Annotated in this window: 17 protein-coding genes; 11 read left to right on the top strand and 6 right to left on the bottom strand. The window is 41.4% G+C overall.

The genetic code is table 11. The features are described from left to right. Positions 1–181: 181 nt before the first annotated feature. From MSHOH_RS21740 to MSHOH_RS21700, 11 genes are all read left to right on the top strand, one after another. Positions 182–2,251: a methyl-accepting chemotaxis protein gene (locus MSHOH_RS21740; RefSeq protein WP_048142891.1), complete on the top strand. Its 2,070-nt coding sequence runs from the start codon at positions 182–184 to the stop codon at positions 2,249–2,251. 43 nt (positions 2,252–2,294) lie between these two features. Beyond that, positions 2,295–2,840, top strand: coding sequence for a chemotaxis protein CheW (locus MSHOH_RS21735; RefSeq protein ID WP_048142889.1), 546 nt, complete (start codon positions 2,295–2,297; stop codon positions 2,838–2,840). Between the two features lie 104 nt (positions 2,841–2,944). Further along, on the top strand, positions 2,945–3,094 hold the full coding sequence (locus tag MSHOH_RS25480; protein ID WP_239451412.1) for a hypothetical protein: 150 nt from the start codon (positions 2,945–2,947) through the stop codon (positions 3,092–3,094). Beyond that, positions 3,082–3,894, top strand: coding sequence for a GntT/GntP/DsdX family permease (locus tag MSHOH_RS25475; protein ID WP_239451410.1), 813 nt, complete (start codon positions 3,082–3,084; stop codon positions 3,892–3,894). Before MSHOH_RS25480 ends, MSHOH_RS25475 begins: the two co-directional genes overlap by 13 nt. Positions 3,895–3,995: 101 nt before the next feature. Beyond that, on the top strand, positions 3,996–4,406 hold the full coding sequence (locus MSHOH_RS25470; RefSeq protein WP_239451105.1) for a GntT/GntP/DsdX family permease: 411 nt from the start codon (positions 3,996–3,998) through the stop codon (positions 4,404–4,406). Between the two features lie 231 nt (positions 4,407–4,637). Continuing rightward, positions 4,638–5,087 (top strand): metal-dependent transcriptional regulator, encoded by a 450-nt coding sequence (locus MSHOH_RS21725; RefSeq protein WP_048143780.1) that lies wholly within the window; start codon positions 4,638–4,640, stop codon positions 5,085–5,087. Positions 5,088–5,310: 223 nt separating this feature from the next. Continuing rightward, entirely contained in the window at positions 5,311–6,258 is a 948-nt protein-coding gene (locus tag MSHOH_RS21720; RefSeq protein ID WP_048142887.1) for a metal ABC transporter solute-binding protein, Zn/Mn family, read from the top strand. 82 nt (positions 6,259–6,340) lie between these two features. Next, a complete protein-coding gene (locus MSHOH_RS21715) occupies positions 6,341–7,105 on the top strand; it encodes a metal ABC transporter ATP-binding protein (protein ID WP_048142886.1) in 765 nt (254 codons plus the stop codon). 48 nt (positions 7,106–7,153) lie between these two features. Next, entirely contained in the window at positions 7,154–7,978 is an 825-nt protein-coding gene (locus tag MSHOH_RS21710) for a metal ABC transporter permease (protein WP_048142884.1), read from the top strand. A 412-nt stretch (positions 7,979–8,390) separates the two neighbouring features. Continuing rightward, entirely contained in the window at positions 8,391–8,624 is a 234-nt protein-coding gene (locus tag MSHOH_RS24455; protein ID WP_162197674.1) for a hypothetical protein, read from the top strand. A gap of 107 nt (positions 8,625–8,731) precedes the next feature. Beyond that, positions 8,732–9,187 (top strand): hypothetical protein, encoded by a 456-nt coding sequence (locus MSHOH_RS21700; RefSeq protein WP_048142879.1) that lies wholly within the window; start codon positions 8,732–8,734, stop codon positions 9,185–9,187. Positions 9,188–10,053: 866 nt separating this feature from the next. On the opposite strand, the gene porB is transcribed toward MSHOH_RS21700, so the two are convergent. The 6 genes from porB to MSHOH_RS21670 all read right to left on the bottom strand — a co-directional run bounded on the left by porB (position 10,054) and on the right by MSHOH_RS21670 (position 15,463). Further along, positions 10,054–10,944, bottom strand: coding sequence for a pyruvate synthase subunit PorB (gene porB / locus MSHOH_RS21695; protein WP_048142877.1), 891 nt, complete (start codon positions 10,942–10,944; stop codon positions 10,054–10,056). Then, positions 10,941–12,149, bottom strand: a complete 1,209-nt coding sequence (porA, locus tag MSHOH_RS21690) for a pyruvate synthase subunit PorA (RefSeq protein ID WP_048142875.1) — start codon at positions 12,147–12,149, stop codon at positions 10,941–10,943. The genes porB and porA overlap by 4 nt, the downstream gene beginning before the upstream one ends. Next, a complete protein-coding gene (porD, locus tag MSHOH_RS21685) occupies positions 12,149–12,436 on the bottom strand; it encodes a pyruvate synthase subunit PorD (RefSeq protein WP_239451409.1) in 288 nt (95 codons plus the stop codon). The genes porA and porD overlap by 1 nt, the downstream gene beginning before the upstream one ends. Positions 12,437–12,477: 41 nt before the next feature. Beyond that, positions 12,478–13,026: a pyruvate ferredoxin oxidoreductase subunit gamma gene (locus MSHOH_RS21680; protein ID WP_048142871.1), complete on the bottom strand. Its 549-nt coding sequence runs from the start codon at positions 13,024–13,026 to the stop codon at positions 12,478–12,480. A gap of 584 nt (positions 13,027–13,610) precedes the next feature. After that, the gene (gene dusB / locus MSHOH_RS21675; protein ID WP_048142870.1) at positions 13,611–14,582 is read right to left on the bottom strand and encodes a tRNA dihydrouridine synthase DusB; all 972 of its coding nucleotides are present in this window, start codon (positions 14,580–14,582) and stop codon (positions 13,611–13,613) included. A 323-nt stretch (positions 14,583–14,905) separates the two neighbouring features. Then, positions 14,906–15,463, bottom strand: coding sequence for a signal peptidase I (locus tag MSHOH_RS21670; protein WP_048142868.1), 558 nt, complete (start codon positions 15,461–15,463; stop codon positions 14,906–14,908). Positions 15,464–15,745 lie beyond the last annotated feature (282 nt).

Here is a 15,745-nt window from a genome sequence, read left to right as displayed (position 1 = left end):
AATCAAAAAATTTATGAATTCTTAAATAATCTATATTAAATACCGGTTGGGAAATCTGGATAAAAACCTTTATGTCGTTTATATTTTTCTGTCCCTCGACAGGTATTGCCTGTGGATTATATTAGGCTGCAAAATAGAAAGAGCTAAAGAGACTAAGAAACTGGAAGCACGGGTGAAATAGATGTATAAAAGCACAAAAATAGGGCATGTGGTGATAGGATTTGCCCTACTCCTGGTTTTGATCTTTTTTGTGGGATATACGGGTTATCAAGGTATGAACGAAGTCGAGAAAAAGAGCCGGGCTATCCAGAATATGACTTTTATCATGAATAACATGCAGGAAGCTCTGCAAGCTGAGGAAAGTTACATTATTCACGGCGATCCTGCTCACAAAGAAGAGGTTTATTATTATCTTGATCAAGTGCCCACGCAGGCAGCAATATCCAAAGAAATATACATAGGCTACCTGGACCCCGTGAACCGCGACAGAATGGATCTCGTTCTCGCATCTTCCAGCGATTTTCGGAAAGCTTTTGACAAATACATCGAAGCTGATAAAGAACAGGCAGATGTAAAAGATAAACTGGCTATAGATAGTGAGGCTCTAGTAACAAATGCAGATGAGCTTTCTAAAAATCAAATGACTCAGTACAGGGAGGAATTTGAGGCCGGATATCCAAATGAAACTCTCGAGAGAAAATTCTCCAACGCCGAAAGTGCTCAGAGGATTATTGTATTGACGATGAAAGCCAGAAACGAGTATCAAAACTATGCCATGAATCCTGGCCAGCAGTATGCAGATAACTTCGATACGTTTATGGAAGATGTCATTGAACTTTCCACAGACTTAAACGGGCGAATGGAAAGACCTGAGAATATTGCCGCAGGAAAGGAAATACTTACAAGTGCAGAGAATTTCCAGGCTGATTTTGAGCAGTTTAAGGTTCTTGAAGAAAGAAAAATGATTGAAGAGAAAAATATGACAGCTATAGCTTCACAGGTTGGAGAGGTAGCTGCAGCTGCCAGTGCTGATCAGAAAGGCAAACTGGATACGCTGATTGTGAACTCCATAAACAAGATCTTTCTGGTAAGCTTCCTTTCAATGCTTATTGGCGCTTTACTTGTTTTTGTGATTCTGAACATTTACAGAAAACCCATCTACGAATTGCTTGAAGCTGCTGATATGGTTTCGGAAGGAAACCTTAATGTTGATATTAAAGGTTCATCGAGAAGTGAGATTTTCCAGCTCTCAGAGGCCTTTAAAGCAATGGTTGAAAACCTGTGCAACCTGATCAAAGAAATTCAGGACGGTTCATTGCACCTTGCCACACTCTCGGAAGAAATGTCTGCCTCTTCAGAAGAAGTAGCATCTGCATCAAGAAGAATTTCAGAAACCGCAGCTGAAATCTCTAACGGAGCAGAGATGCAGAGCACAAAAATCGTTGATATAACTCATGCAATGCAGGATATGACCCATAACATCCAGGAAGTTGCGGATAATACCCAGAAAGTTTCTAAGAGTACAAATCTGGTGAATGACACTGTTCACAATATCGGAAGTGTTTCCCGAGATGTCCTTTTAAAGATGGACCTTATCCGTTCTTCCGTTGATGAGACTGAAAATGTTATCAAGGAACTCGACTCGAAGTCTCAACAAATCAATGAAATTATAACTCTGATAACCAGAATCGCAGACCAGACCAATATGCTTGCATTGAATGCCGCAATTGAAGCCGCACGGGCAGGTGAACATGGCAGAGGTTTCTCTGTTGTAGCCGATGAGGTCCGCAAACTTGCCGAAGAGTCCGGAACTGCAGCTAAAAATATTTCCAGGCTAATCGATGAAATCAGGGAAAGTATCAGCGACACAGTGGAAAGCATAGAGGCAAGTAAAAAGAATGTGAAGAACGGCTCGATATCAGTCAGTGAAGAGGTCGAGATGGTTACCGGGATTGTCTCAACAATCAATGAAATCACAAATATGATAGAAGATGTTGCAGCTGCTACAGAAGAGCAGTCAGCGTCCATTGAAGAAATTACCTCTACACTGGAAGATATATCCTCTATATCGGAACAGTCCGCTACGGGGACTCAGGAAACTGCCGCAGCCCTGGAAGAACAGAGCGCCTCAATGTCTGAACTTGCCAGCATGGCAAATGATCTCTCTTTGCTTGGGGAAAAGATGAAAAAAGCTACTGAAAAATTCAGGCTTGGCAATTCAAAAGGAGAGTTAGAAAGTATTTCTACTTGAATATGGCTGCTTGAAATCCTTAAATTGGTCCTGAGGAATTAAGATGTTTGAGGAAAGACAAGAAGAGAGAGGTTCATCGTCCTTCGAAGAATCGTTTCAACTCGTAGTTTTTGAATTGTCAGGAGAAGAATTTGGGGTCGATATCATGCAGGTCTCCGAAATCATGCCGCTTTCAAAAATCACCCGGGTTCCTCAGGCTCCGGAATGTGTAAGGGGATTAATTAACCTGCGAGGAAAAATCATCGTAGTAATAGATCTCAATCGGCGCCTTGGTTTCAACTCCAGAGAAAATGACAGCCTGTCCAGAATTATTATAGTAGAAGTTAGAGATACAACAATCGGAATGCTTGTGAATTCCGTAAGTGGGATATTGAAATTATCCCTTTCTTCTATTGAACCAACTCCAGACATGATTAAATCAAAGATTAATTCGAAATACTTTAATGGAGTCGGAAAAATAGGGGGCAGGCTTCTTATTCTCCTGAACCTTGCAAGAGTGCTTGGAGAAGAAGAGATTGATGAACTGGATCAGCTATCTTCTTCCACTTCATCTCCTTCTTTTGAACAGCTTCCTGAGGAAAAAGTTTGAAAACTCAAGAAAATGTCTGAAAGATTATGAGTAAGATCTGAATAATGAAAATTTTTTATTGACAATAAATCATTGTTGTTTATACTTTCAAAAGAGTGAAACATATGCATCCTGTCATTATTTTCCTTTTTGCCCTTGTAACCATACTGCTTTTTACAGCAAAACTCAGGTTGCACCCTTTCCTTGGCCTTATTCTTGTGTCTCTTCTTACAGGGGTGCTCGCAGGAGAACTCATGCTTATATCGAAGCAATAACACAGGGACTGGGAAGCGTCTTCTCTCGTTTTGCTATTATTATCACCAGTGGAAGTATTATCGGGCTTCTGCTCCAGAAGACCGGGGGAATGTCTTTAATAGCTTCTGACATCATGCGCTTTTTCAAAAATCCTTTGCTTGCCCTGAGCCTTCTTGGTTTCCTTTTTTCCGTGCCAACAATGTGCTATATCCTTGCTTATGTAATTTTTATCCCGATAGCAAAAGAACTGTCTTCCAGGCTCAATTACCCCTCCATTTCCACTGCAACCGCACTTGCACTCGGTGCTGTTGCCTCATTTAATCTGGTATACCCTTCCCCTGTGATTATATCGGCAGCAGAAGAGCTTTCAGCATATAAGGATACGCTTATTATTCTAGGATTTCTTATTGCTGTTCCCACTTCTACTGCAGGATATCTCTATGCCAGGAAATTAGAAAAGATTGAAACTACCAGAATTTTTAAAAATAACAGTCAGGGGAAGTTTCAAATGGGATTTCCAGAAACAGGATTTATAGAAGTTGCAGAAACTTCACAACAGAGTGGGGCAGGAGTAATACAGAGAAAGGCTGTTGAAACTAAGGTTGTTGAAGCTAAGGCTGTTGAAGCTAGGGTTGTTGAAGCTGAGGCTGTCAGAGCTGAAGGTATTGAAGTGAAGAAAAATGATAAGGTACAGATAGAAGACACAGTGAAAAGTAGAGAAACCGGAAAACCAGGCAGATTTGAAGCTTATGCTCCGATCTTTCTTCCTTTACTTCTCCTTTCTTCCTTTGCTTCTCATTCTGTTTCAGGCTGGCTTTGAGCACCCTCACCCTTTATTTGCTTTTCTGGGAAACCCTAATGTCGCATTGCTTATAGGGGTCCTTCTTTCTATTTTTTTCCAGCAGAACGCTGGGATTTGGAATGGTTAGAACCCTGGTCGAAAAAGCCGTAAGGAGAAGTGGTGTTGTCCTGTTCGACCTGTGCGGGGGAGGAGCTATTGGGGCAACTCTTGCCATGACAGGGGCAGGGGAAGCCCTTGACAGGCTTTTCCTGCAGCTTAGTCTTCCTCATATCCTTGTGCCATTTCTTGTTGCAGCAGCTCTTCAAACTGTGCAGGGGTCAAGGGTCGTAACAATGCTTGTTGCACCATCTCTTTTACTTCCTCTGGTTCCGGAACTCGGGCTTCCTCCGGAAATTCTGATCCTTGCAATGGCCTCAGGTACTTTCCTGATTTCACACGTCAATGATCCATTCTTCTGGATTTTTGGAGAACTTGCAGAACTTAAACCCTCCGAGGTTTTCAGGTCAAATACTCTCTTGGAGGCATTCTGATGGGTGTGGTAAGTTTTCTGCTGGTCTCTGGAGTTTATGTTTTCTTCTACTGAGTTATCAATTCGTTTTCTCGTATTACCGGCTTTTTTTCCATAGAATGTACTGGTTTCTCATTACGGTTTTTTCCAATTTTGGTATACTACAAACATTGGTTTTTGTATGTGCTCCAAATATCAGCTTTCAATTTGGAATATGACAAACAATAAATACCAGTTTTTTATATTTCTCTACATGAACGAGAAGAATTATCCTGAGTTTACAGGCCTTGAACTCTCTCCTAGGAAGGTAGATTACCTCAAATTTATTTTCGAGAAAAAAGGCACTGTGAAAACTACTGAGATTTCCTCCTGTCTGCAGGTAGATCCTTCAACAACAAGCAAGACATTAAACGAACTGGCAAATGCTGGCTATCTGAACCATATTCCATATAGGGGTGTGGATCTGACTGATCTGGGAAAAGCTTATGCAGAGTTCCTTGTCCGAAGACACAGGATTTTGAGTCTTCTCTTTACTCACTACGGCCTCTCGACAGAGGAAGCATGTGCCGAAGTTTCTCGTTTTGAAGCTTTTGTTTCCAGGGATGCGGTAAACAAAATTTGCAACTCAATGGGCCATCCAATGGTCGGTGTATGCGGAGAAATAAGCCACGAGAAATGCTTCCACGAGGAACATTATCATTAATCTCCTGCATGATTTAGAGCTGAACGATACCTTTAATCCAGTTTTGAGATGAATTTGGAGTTATACCAAACAATTTCATAAATTGACTTTATTTTTGGATATATGTCAAACTTATCTTACTCATATTAGAAGTATTCAGTCCCTTCCAGAAGTGAAACCGGTTGAAACAACGAAGTAAAAGTGAGAATGAAAATGAGAGAAAATGAAAAACAGGAGCTTAACTATGAAACTAAAAATTATAACTGTATTATTACTTTTGATTGTTGGTCTTAGCATTTTTGTTAGCGGTTGTACAGATTCCGGAGACTTAGGGAATAATGAGAGTACAGGGCAGGAAGCTGAAATGTCAGAAACTGACGAGCCAATACTGGTTGCTGTAAGCGTTGTTCCTCAGGCTGAGTTCGTAGAAAAAGTCGGAGGAGATAAAGTAAGTACCGTTGTCATAATTCCTCCGGGGGCAGATCCCCATACATATGAACTTTCTCCAAAAGAAGTCCAGGAAATTAGCAAAGCCGGTATGTTCGTGACAGTTGGTGTCGGCATGCCTTTCGAAGATGTCTGGATTGACAGATTCGAGACAATGAATAGTGGTACTCTTATTGTAAATTGTTCCGAAGGGTTAGAATTGAGAGAGCTTGAGGAACATCATCATGAAGAAGAGGAAGAAGAACACGATGAACACGAAGAACTGGACCCGCATATCTGGACATCACCTGCAAACGCAAAGATAATGGTTGAAGAAATTTATGAAGGACTTGTAGAACTCGATCCAGAAAATGAAGCTTACTATGCCCAGAATAGAGATGCTTACCTTGAAGAGCTGGATGCTCTGGATGCAAGGATCAGGGAAAAGCTGGAAGGGAGAGAAGGAAGTAATTTCATGGTTTACCATCCTTCCTGGGGCTATTTTGCCGCGGAATACGGGCTTAATATGATTTCCGTTGAAATTGAAGGAAAAGAGCCAAGTGCTCAGGATCTGACAAATCTCGTGGATCTTGCAAAGGAAAAGAATGTCAAAGTTATCTTTGTCCAGTCTCAGTTCAGCACACGGAGTGCGGAGGTTTTAGCTCAGGAAATTGGAGGCGAAGTTGTGGCTGTTGATCCTCTTGCAAAGAATTATATTGAAAACATGGATAATGTATCCGACATTTTTGCCAGAAATCTTGTGTAAAATAAGTTATCAGGTTCTATATCTAAATATAAAAAGAACATAATTCGGGGTAAGATAAAAACGATATTCTGAAGGAAGGGTAATGGAGAAGGTTATAGAGCTAGAGGATGTCTGGGTCCGCTACGGAAACCAGACAGTCCTTGAGGCCGTGAATCTGGAATTAAAAGAGCCTAACGGGCTTCTCGGGATAATTGGACCTAATGGTGGAGGAAAAACCACATTCCTCAAAGTGCTCCTCGGACTCCTGAAGCCATATAAAGGTAGCGTGAAAATTTTTGGAAAGCCTCCGGAAAAAAGCAGAGACCTTGTAGGGTACGTTCCTCAGTACAGACGCTTTGATTTTGATTTCCCTATCAGTGTCTGGGAAGTGGTACTTACAGGCAGGATGAGCCATACAGGTTTTCTGAAAAAATACAGTGAGGAAGACAAAAAAGCTGCTGAAGAAGCTCTGAAAACAGTAGAGATGTTCCAGCTTAAAGATAGACAGATAGGACAGCTCTCGGGTGGGCAGAGGCAGAGGGTTTTTATTGCTCGGGCTCTTGCCACAAATCCTAAACTCCTGCTCCTTGATGAGCCTAACTCCGGGCTTGATCCTCATATGCAGGATGAACTCTACCGGCTCCTGAATAGGCTCAAGCGGGAAATGGCAATTATTATGGTCACTCACGACCTCAGTGCAGTTTCTGTCTATGTGGACAGGATAGCCTGCCTGAACCGCACGCTCCACTATCATAACTCGAAAGAAATCCCGGTTGAGGACCTGGAAGCCACCTATCAGTGCCCTGTCGAACTGATTGCTCATGGAGTGCCCCACAGAGTGCTGGAGAGGCATAAAGGGAGTTCCTGAAGATCAAGGATTAGGTTCGAAAAACAGTCTCTCAAGGAGAAATGAAAAATGTTTGATCTTCTTCAATATACTTTTATCCAGAACGCCCTTATAGCTGCAATCCTTGCAAGTGTTGCCTGTGGAATAATAGGTTCCTATGTTGTTGTCAAAAAGATTGTTTTCATAAGTGGAGGAATTGCTCATGCTTCTTTCGGAGGTGTAGGACTTGGGTACTACCTAGGGATCAATCCGATGTATGGGGTTATTCCATTCAGCCTGTTATCAGCACTTGTTATGGGTACCGTAAGCAAGAAATCAAAAATTCCGGAAGACAGTGCAATAGGCATACTCTGGTCTCTCGGAATGGCTCTTGGAGTTATTTTTGTCTACCTTACTCCCGGGTATGCCCCGGATCTGATGACTTATCTTTTCGGAAACATTCTTACGGTTCCCCGCTTGGATCTTTACCTGATGCTGGCCCTTGATATCATCATAGTGGGTGCAGTCTATTTATTCTATAAGGAATTCCTTGCTTTATGTTTTGACGAAGAGTTCACAACTGTACAGGGCGTTCCTACCGAAAAACTTTACCTTTTCCTGCTCTGTATTATTGCCCTTACAATTGTAGTCCTTATCAAAGTCGTGGGCATTATCCTTGTGATAGCTCTTCTAACAATTCCTGCCTCTCTAAGCCGCAAATTTACCCATAATCTGAAGCGAATGATGCTTATCTCAACCGCCTTCGGGATCGTGATAAGTGTCGCAGGAATAGGTCTTTCTTATGCTCTGGACGTTCCGTCGGGAGCAACTATTATTCTGGTATTAAGCCTCGTATACGGGGTTGTAGCTATCGGGATGGATATGCTCGAAGACAGACGTGCTTTGAAGAGCTAAAAACGTGTAGATAGAAACGCGTAGATAGGTTTGAAAGACTTAAAATTTCTTTTGAGCCTATAGGTACCCTCATCACGAGCATCTCTGGTTAGCAGTTTAACTCGCTACTATAACTCGAAAAGCTCGAAAACTAATTTTAGACCAAAAACTGATTTCTTTCGGAATTCAATAACATATTTGTCCCTAATATAAAGGCTCAAATATATATTCTAGCATTACTCAATATATAATACATTTAAACAAGTTTCTGGCAGAAACAAATGCAAGTTTCTGTAAAATTATATTTTGTCAGTTTTATTAAGACATAATTTTATATATAGTAAAATGCAAGAAGCCTATCGTTAAATCAAGTTTATTTTATATGACTTCAGGATTATGGCTGCAAGATCAGCGTCTCTGGAGTGAATTAGTGGTGGAAAAACGGAAATCAAAAACAGAGTTCAAAAACGGAGTTCAAAAAACGAAATCCAAAAATAAAATCCAAAAATGGAGTCCAAAACTCCACGTTAAACGCCGCAAAGCCACTTCTAGTGGGGAAGTGATGCGCTTGCAACAGGTTAAGTTAGTCTGCACAGGGCAGATATCACTTGGATGCACTTCAACTGACACTTATGCCGTCTCTATAGTACCAGTGGGAGTATCCTAAAGCCACCTCAAAAGGAAAAGACTAGTTCTGCAAGTATTAATCGGAAACAGTCAACCCAATATTAAGAATATAAGTATAAAATAAAAACGTCATACCAGGGTGATAAAATGGACCGTGAGACAACCCGGGATCAAAATATAGAAGAAAACGAGACTTTTAACGGCGAAAACCTCAACCTTCCGGATATCCCTCTTCCGGAAACAGATAATGTGCTGTATTCAATCCTAAACTCCTTAAATCAGAATATCGCAGACTTTTACACGTTTGTGAAATTCAACAGCTACCTCTCTGAAGATCACCTCAATGTTGAGCTGCTTAAAAGGAGCATGGGTATCCACAGAGATTTTACAGCACTCTTCCTGCACACCAGAGAAGAACTTGTATATACCTATCCGGAATTCATAGAAAAGATAGAAAAGCTGCTGTTTAAAGGGGAAGTCGGTACTGACTGTATAAAATACACACAGAAAGTATGCAGATCAATAAGCGATTATAAGATTGCCCTGCACAGAGAGGGTTATTTGCCAGATCTCAGAAGACAGCTGCCCTTAGTCGATATTTAACCCTCAGGCGCAGCTTATTTTTATTCCATTTTTATTCTTTTTTATCCTATTTCTTTTATACAGTCTTTTTTTCTGATATCTAATGCTTTATAAAACCTAAGTTCTGTTCATGAAATTCAAGTTTTGTAAAACAAGTTTTATAATTGAAGTTTTGTCAAGTCCAATTTTTATAACTGAAGTCAATCAAAACCTAAAGCTTTTTGAGGGCCAAAAAAAATCGTTAAAGAACTCTAAAAGGTATGAAAATTTCTTAGGTACAAAAATCTCTTAGGTATGAAACGCTCTTCAGTATTTAATTTTTGTCTTTAACTTTATGGATAATTTGCAGTACCTCTGAAAATTTATATTCAATTTTCAGTACATACGTAGCCTTATATTTATGAAAAGATATTTGGCGTGCAAGGCATCTGTGAAAAACGGCCGCCTAAAAAACGATATATTTGAAAAACGGTAATTTAAAAAACGATATATTTGAAAAACAGTGACTTAAAAACGGTATTTGAAAAACAATGTCTTAAAAACATACTCGAAAAACGAAATATCTAAAAACGACATAAAAAGGAAACTTCGAACAATAGTATTAAAAACGGCGTTTAAAAACTGTATTTACTAAACAGATGCCTATCCTATTCAATTTTAGATCTTTTCAAAGTATAATTTATCTCAGTATCTTTGTCTCTCTTTTTGTTTTATGATCTAAGTCTTCCAGTTTCAGATCTTTATCTTTTTCATCTAAGTTTTTTTATCTAGTTTTTCATCTAAGTCTTCACTTTGTATTTTTGTCGCAATCATGTTAAGTCTCAAAATTGAAAAAAGATTACTAACTAAAAATAGGATATAAAAATAAAAAAGTAAAACTTCAGTTTTTACTGAAGTCCGTAGTATTTTATATTCCAGTCAGCCATTGCCTGGATTTTCTTGATTTCTTCTTCGCCGCCTTCCATTGTGAAGAGGTGTTTGAAGCGTTTCTGAACTCTCAGGTAATCCTCGACTGGTTTTGGGTCCTTGACCTTTCTGACCTGTGTGATTTCTCCGTTTTCCATTTCGTACATTGGCCAGAGGCAGGTTTCGACTGCTAGTTTGGCAACTTCCAGGGTCTTGGATGTGTCAAAGCCCCAGCCTGTTGTACAGGGTGCATGGGCATGGACGTAAGTCGGGCCCACTATTTCTGTGGCTTTCTTAACTTTACGCATCATGTCTCTCGGGTAGCCTATTGAGGTTGTGGCTACATACGGAGAACCGTGGGCTGCCATAATAGCAGGCATGTCCTTTTTGGGGCGCGGGTTTCCAAAGGAAACTTTTCCGGCCGGACTTGTTGTGGTGCTGGCGTCGAATGGAGTCCCGCTACTGCGCTGAATTCCAGTGTTCATGTAGGCTTCGTTGTCCATACACACATAGGTGAAGTCGTGGCCGCGCTCAAAGGCACCTGAAAGAGCACCGATTCCTATGTCCATAGTAGAGCCATCGCCTCCTATTGATACGACCTTGGTGTCATTCTTTTTGCCAAGGGCTTTTAAGGCAGCTTCTACACCTGAAGCCACTGCGCCTGCGTTTTCAAAGAGGGAGTGGATCCACGGGACCTGCCAGGAAGAATTCGGGAAAGGAGTGGACATCACCTCAAGGCAGCCTGTAGGGTTAACCACAATACAATTTGGGCCTGCGCCCATGAGTGTGAACTTTGCAGCAAAGGCGTCACAACAGCCTGCACAGCCGCTGTGCCCGGAAGCAATATATGTTTTAGGTGCAGCTTTACTCATAGCAACTCCTCCCTGAGATCCAGGAATCGGCTTTCAACCGTGATTCCGGATTTTGCAGCTTTCTTTGTCTCCTCAATAACCTTTACTATGCTCTCTGCACGGATATCACGGCCTCCGTGTCCAACAGTGTAACCCATTATAGGTACGCGGATTTTGCTGTTGTAGAGGCAGGACTTTGTTTCGGTAAAGAGAGCTCCTTCGTTTGTACCTATTGAGATGTTCTTGTCAAGCACGACAACTGCATGAGCGTTCTTAACAGCTTTGCGGACCTGCTCGACCGGGAAAGGCCTGAAGGACCTGACCTTCAAGACGCCGATTTTTTCTCCTTTTGCCCTGTACTGGTCAACAACATCCTTAACAGTTCCGAGAATAGAGCCCATGGACATGACTATAATTTCAGCGTCATCGAGTTTGTACCCGTCAACAAGCCCTCCATGGAACCTGCCAAAGACTTCTTCGAATTCCTTTGCGACAGCTTCGATCTTCGGAAGAGCTTTCTGCATTGCCTGTTCCTGCAGGTACCTGAATTCTTCATAGGTATCCGGGGCTGCAAAAGCTCCGAAGGTCTTGGGATCTTCAGGATCAAGGACATTTTCAGGCTGGAAAGATGGGAGGAAATTGTCTGTCAGTTCCTGTTCAAGCAGGACAACAGGCTCGTAAACGTGAGACAGGATAAAACCGTCCATACAGACCATACCTGGCATCATGACCTCACTATCTTCTGCAATCTTGTAGAGCTGGGGAAGAGTATCAGAAGCTTCCTGAACGTCTTCTACATAGAGCTGAATCCAGCCTGTGTCTCTCTGGGAAATTGAGTCCTGGTGGTCATTCCATATATTGATTGGAGCTCCAACTGCCCTGTTTGCCACAGTCATTATAATCGGGAGCCTCATTCCTGAAGCGTTAAAAAGCGCCTCATGCATGAGCAGAAGTCCTTGCGAAGTAGTGGCTGAATAGGTTCTTGCGCCTACTGCAGATGCTCCTATCAGGGCAGAGATTGCCGAGAATTCCGATTCTACGTTAATGTACTCACAGTTGGGGATTTCTCCATCTGCCATGAACTGAGACAGGTCTTCAACGATATGTGTCTGAGGAGTAATCGGGTAGGCTGAGATTACGTTTGGACGGCAGATTTTTGCAGCATGGGCCACAGCGTAGGAGCCTTCCACTACCACCATTTTTCCCTTATATGCCGGGTCAATCATTATTTCTCCTCCAGGATCATTTCAATTGCATCTGCAGGACATTCGTTTGCACAGATGCCGCAACCTTTGCAGTAATCATAATCATACTCAAAAAAGCCGTCTTCTCTTGGCTTGACAGACATGTCAGGGCACACAATCTCACAGATTCCGCACTTGGTGCACTTTTCATAAATATAGACAGGACGGAAATTTCTCCAGCCACCGGTTTTGTTTTTAAGGGTTGAACCGGGCTTACATGTTCTGCAGCGTGAAATGTTTAAACCGTTCTTTTCCTCATCGGTTTTCAGGACTTCCGGACGAATCTTGCGGTCCTGTTCGGTTTCAGAGCTCATTCTTCCTCTCCCCTGATCAGTTGATAGGCTTTCTGAATTGCCTGTGCATTTTTTTCTCCGACTTTTCCGGCAAAACGAGCCCTTATGGCTTTCTGGATGGACTCCACATTAATCTCTCCGGTTGCGCCAGCAAAAGCTCCAAGGAGGACAGTGTTAACGATGGGGATGCCCATAACGTCCATTGCCACCTTTGTAGCGTCCACGGTCATAACCCTGGCTTTTGTGTTAAGTTTCAGGCTTTCCGGCTTTTCTGTGGTGTTAACTATGATGATTCCGTCATCTTTTATTCCGCTTGCAACATTAACAGTTTCAAGCAGAGTGGCATCCTGGACAATAACGTAATCCGGGGCGTAGATCTGACTTCGGAGTCTGATTGGACTATCACTGATTCTGGTGAATGCCTGCACAGGGGCGCCTCTTCGCTCGACCCCAAAAGCGGGGAAGGCCTGGCTGAACTTTCCATCTTCAAAAGCTGCAACGGAAAGCATTTCAGCCGCAGTAACAGAACCCTGGCCTCCTCGACCGTGTATTCTGATTTCCTTCATCTGGATTCTCCTTCTTATGCGGTTTTAAAGTTTCAAGTTTTAATTCAGGTTTTTCTACCGTTTTTCTAAGACTTCTCTGTTCTCGGCAGTCTGTATGGCATACTTATAATTTAGTTGTCGGCATACTGCTGGTAATTAAGTTACTGTTAAATCGAGTTAACCTGAAGTTAATCCCTATATAAATTCTTGCCAGTTTAGAGACTCAGTACCTACCCTTGTACGATTCTTTATCTGGCTTTTTCTTCAGACACCATAAGTTCCAGAGAGATTAAAGGTAGCTCAAGAATATGGACGGCAGAATTGTCAACCTGAAAGTATTCATAATTATTGGATCGTAATTATTTTGAGTGTAATATATTTTCAATTATATGTTTACGCCGTTTGGTGCCTGATAGTTCATGGATAATAGTGTAGATTATTATTAGTTTTTCGGTGAAAGTCGAGAAATTATTTATAAATACTTCTAATCCAAAATTATTTTTTAAATGTTTTATAATTATTATTTTCAGGTTAACATGCCCATAGCCTACGATTTTTACTGGCACTGACGTAAACAAAGTTGACCTCTAAAAAAATAAAACACTTTAGTGTTTTTCCTGGCAGAAACTCCTTAACAGTTCAGTTATAGCTCTTCCATCTTCCAAACCATTAATTTTTTCTCTTACCTGCCGCGAGCCACGCAGCCCTTTGGTAAACCAGTGTGCATGCATCCTGAGGTTTATAGATGAAAGCAGGTCGTGTTCCTCAAGGAGGGAAATATAAGTGTCAAAATCTTCAAGCCGCCTGGACTGTTTATCTGTTTCAAGCTTTTCACCGGTTTCCAGGTAGTGTCCGATCCTTTTGAAAATGAAAGGGTTCCCCATTGCTGCGCGCCCTATCATCAATCCGTCACAGTCTGTTAGTTCCAGTGTTCTTTCTGCAGATTCCTCGTCCCTGACATCTCCGTTTGCAATAACAGGAATCGAAAGCTCACTTTTGACAGCTCTTATCCCCGGAATGTTCGAGCTGCCTGAATACATCTGTGTTGCTGTCCTGCCGTGAACGGTCAGAGCTGATGCTCCTGCCTTTTCTATCAGGCGGGCAATCTCAAGGGTTTTTTCCTCCCTTCCGAGGAGGCGAATTTTTGTGCTGACCGGAGTGTTCAGGGAGTCTGTCAGCTCCGAGATTATCATATATACAAGCTCCGGAGAATTAAGAAGAGCAGAACCACATCCGGCTACTGTGATGCATCTCGCGGGACAGCCCATGTTAATATCTATAATTTCAGGCCTGTACTCTTCTTCAATAAAAAGCGCTGCCTGCTTCAGTTTCTCAGGACAGCTCCCTACAAGCTGAACTCCGAAAGGCCTGTCATCTGGAGAGCTCAACCCTTTAATGAAAGACTTCCTACTCTCATTAAGCAGCGCGTCTGCATTGATCATCTCAGTATATGTCAGGTCAGCTCCATACCGCCTGCAAAGCAGCCTGAAAGCCAGATTTGTTACATCTGCCATAGGTGCGAGCAGAAGGTTTCCAGAAAGCTCTGTTTTGCCAATTTTCAGTTTTTTAAGTTTCATGTTTTTATAGTTTAATTAGTTTTTAATCAATTTTTAATCAATTTTTTATAAATTTAATTTATTTTTTAACCAAGTTTTCAATCAATCTTTGTCTTGAGGAAAAGAAATTTGCAGCAAATTTGCAGCAAATTGACAGCAGATACTTAAATCAGAGTAAATACTTGGTTCAGATCTCAATGAAGGGCATGGAATTTGATTGAATTGGATATACGGATCAAGAGATTATACAACTTGAAGCAAATATAACGACTGTTCTATAAATTGGAGAAAAATTTAACTGGCGCTGTATAATTCTAAGGCAACTCAAAGACAACTCAAGGATCTCATGAAAAGAGCAGCCTTATGTACCCGAGATAAGGAATCCTGTACTTTGCAACTCCTATTATCCATTCATCCTTGACAGGTACATAGTAACTTATCTGTCCTTCCTGGTCATAGTGCCTGTTGGTTACAGTGTTATCTCCTTTGGTAATGTATCCCGAATAAGGGGCAACAGGACCATTTTCCCACATAGGCTCTCCTGCTTCCACCCTGTACATTGCTCTATGTATTATAGGAGTTATGCCTTCCTGCCCATAGGGTCGATAGAGTATCACATCTCCATAATCTTCAAAGGTCATATAGCCTGAATCATTCCCTTCTTCATGAGTAACAAGATCAACTCGATCGATGCTTTTGATGAAGACAATATCTCCTACCTGCATATGAGGCTCCATACTTCCGGACTCCACTGCAACCATAGGGGTCCAGAGCCCGAATGCCAGTTTGGAAAGAACCATAAAGGCTATCAGGACAGCTGCTACTGACAGCAAATCCTTTCCAAGGGAGACCAGGAAACTTCCTTCTTCCTGGGTATTGTTTTGTGTATTAGTTTTATTCATAGTAAGCCTTTACTCTCTTTATCTTAGTTTTCTGGTGCTGTTTTTATATTTTAATTATATTTCACTCGGTCTGCATCGCCTTTGTCAGCACTTCATCAGCCATGTAATTTATGCTTTTATATAAGTCTCATTTATGCTTTTGTATAAATCTCGTTATCATTTTTAACTGTACTGGATTTTCCGTTTTATTATATCCTTTTCGGTATACTTGCCTATACGATTTGTTTTTCTCCTATATTAACTTACAATTTATTCACAGGCTATAATATTTTATGGATGATT

This window comes from Methanosarcina horonobensis HB-1 = JCM 15518, from assembly GCF_000970285.1.
In the GTDB taxonomy this organism is placed as follows: Archaea; Halobacteriota; Methanosarcinia; order Methanosarcinales; family Methanosarcinaceae; genus Methanosarcina; species Methanosarcina horonobensis.
This window is presented reverse-complemented; position numbering and strand designations above follow the sequence as displayed.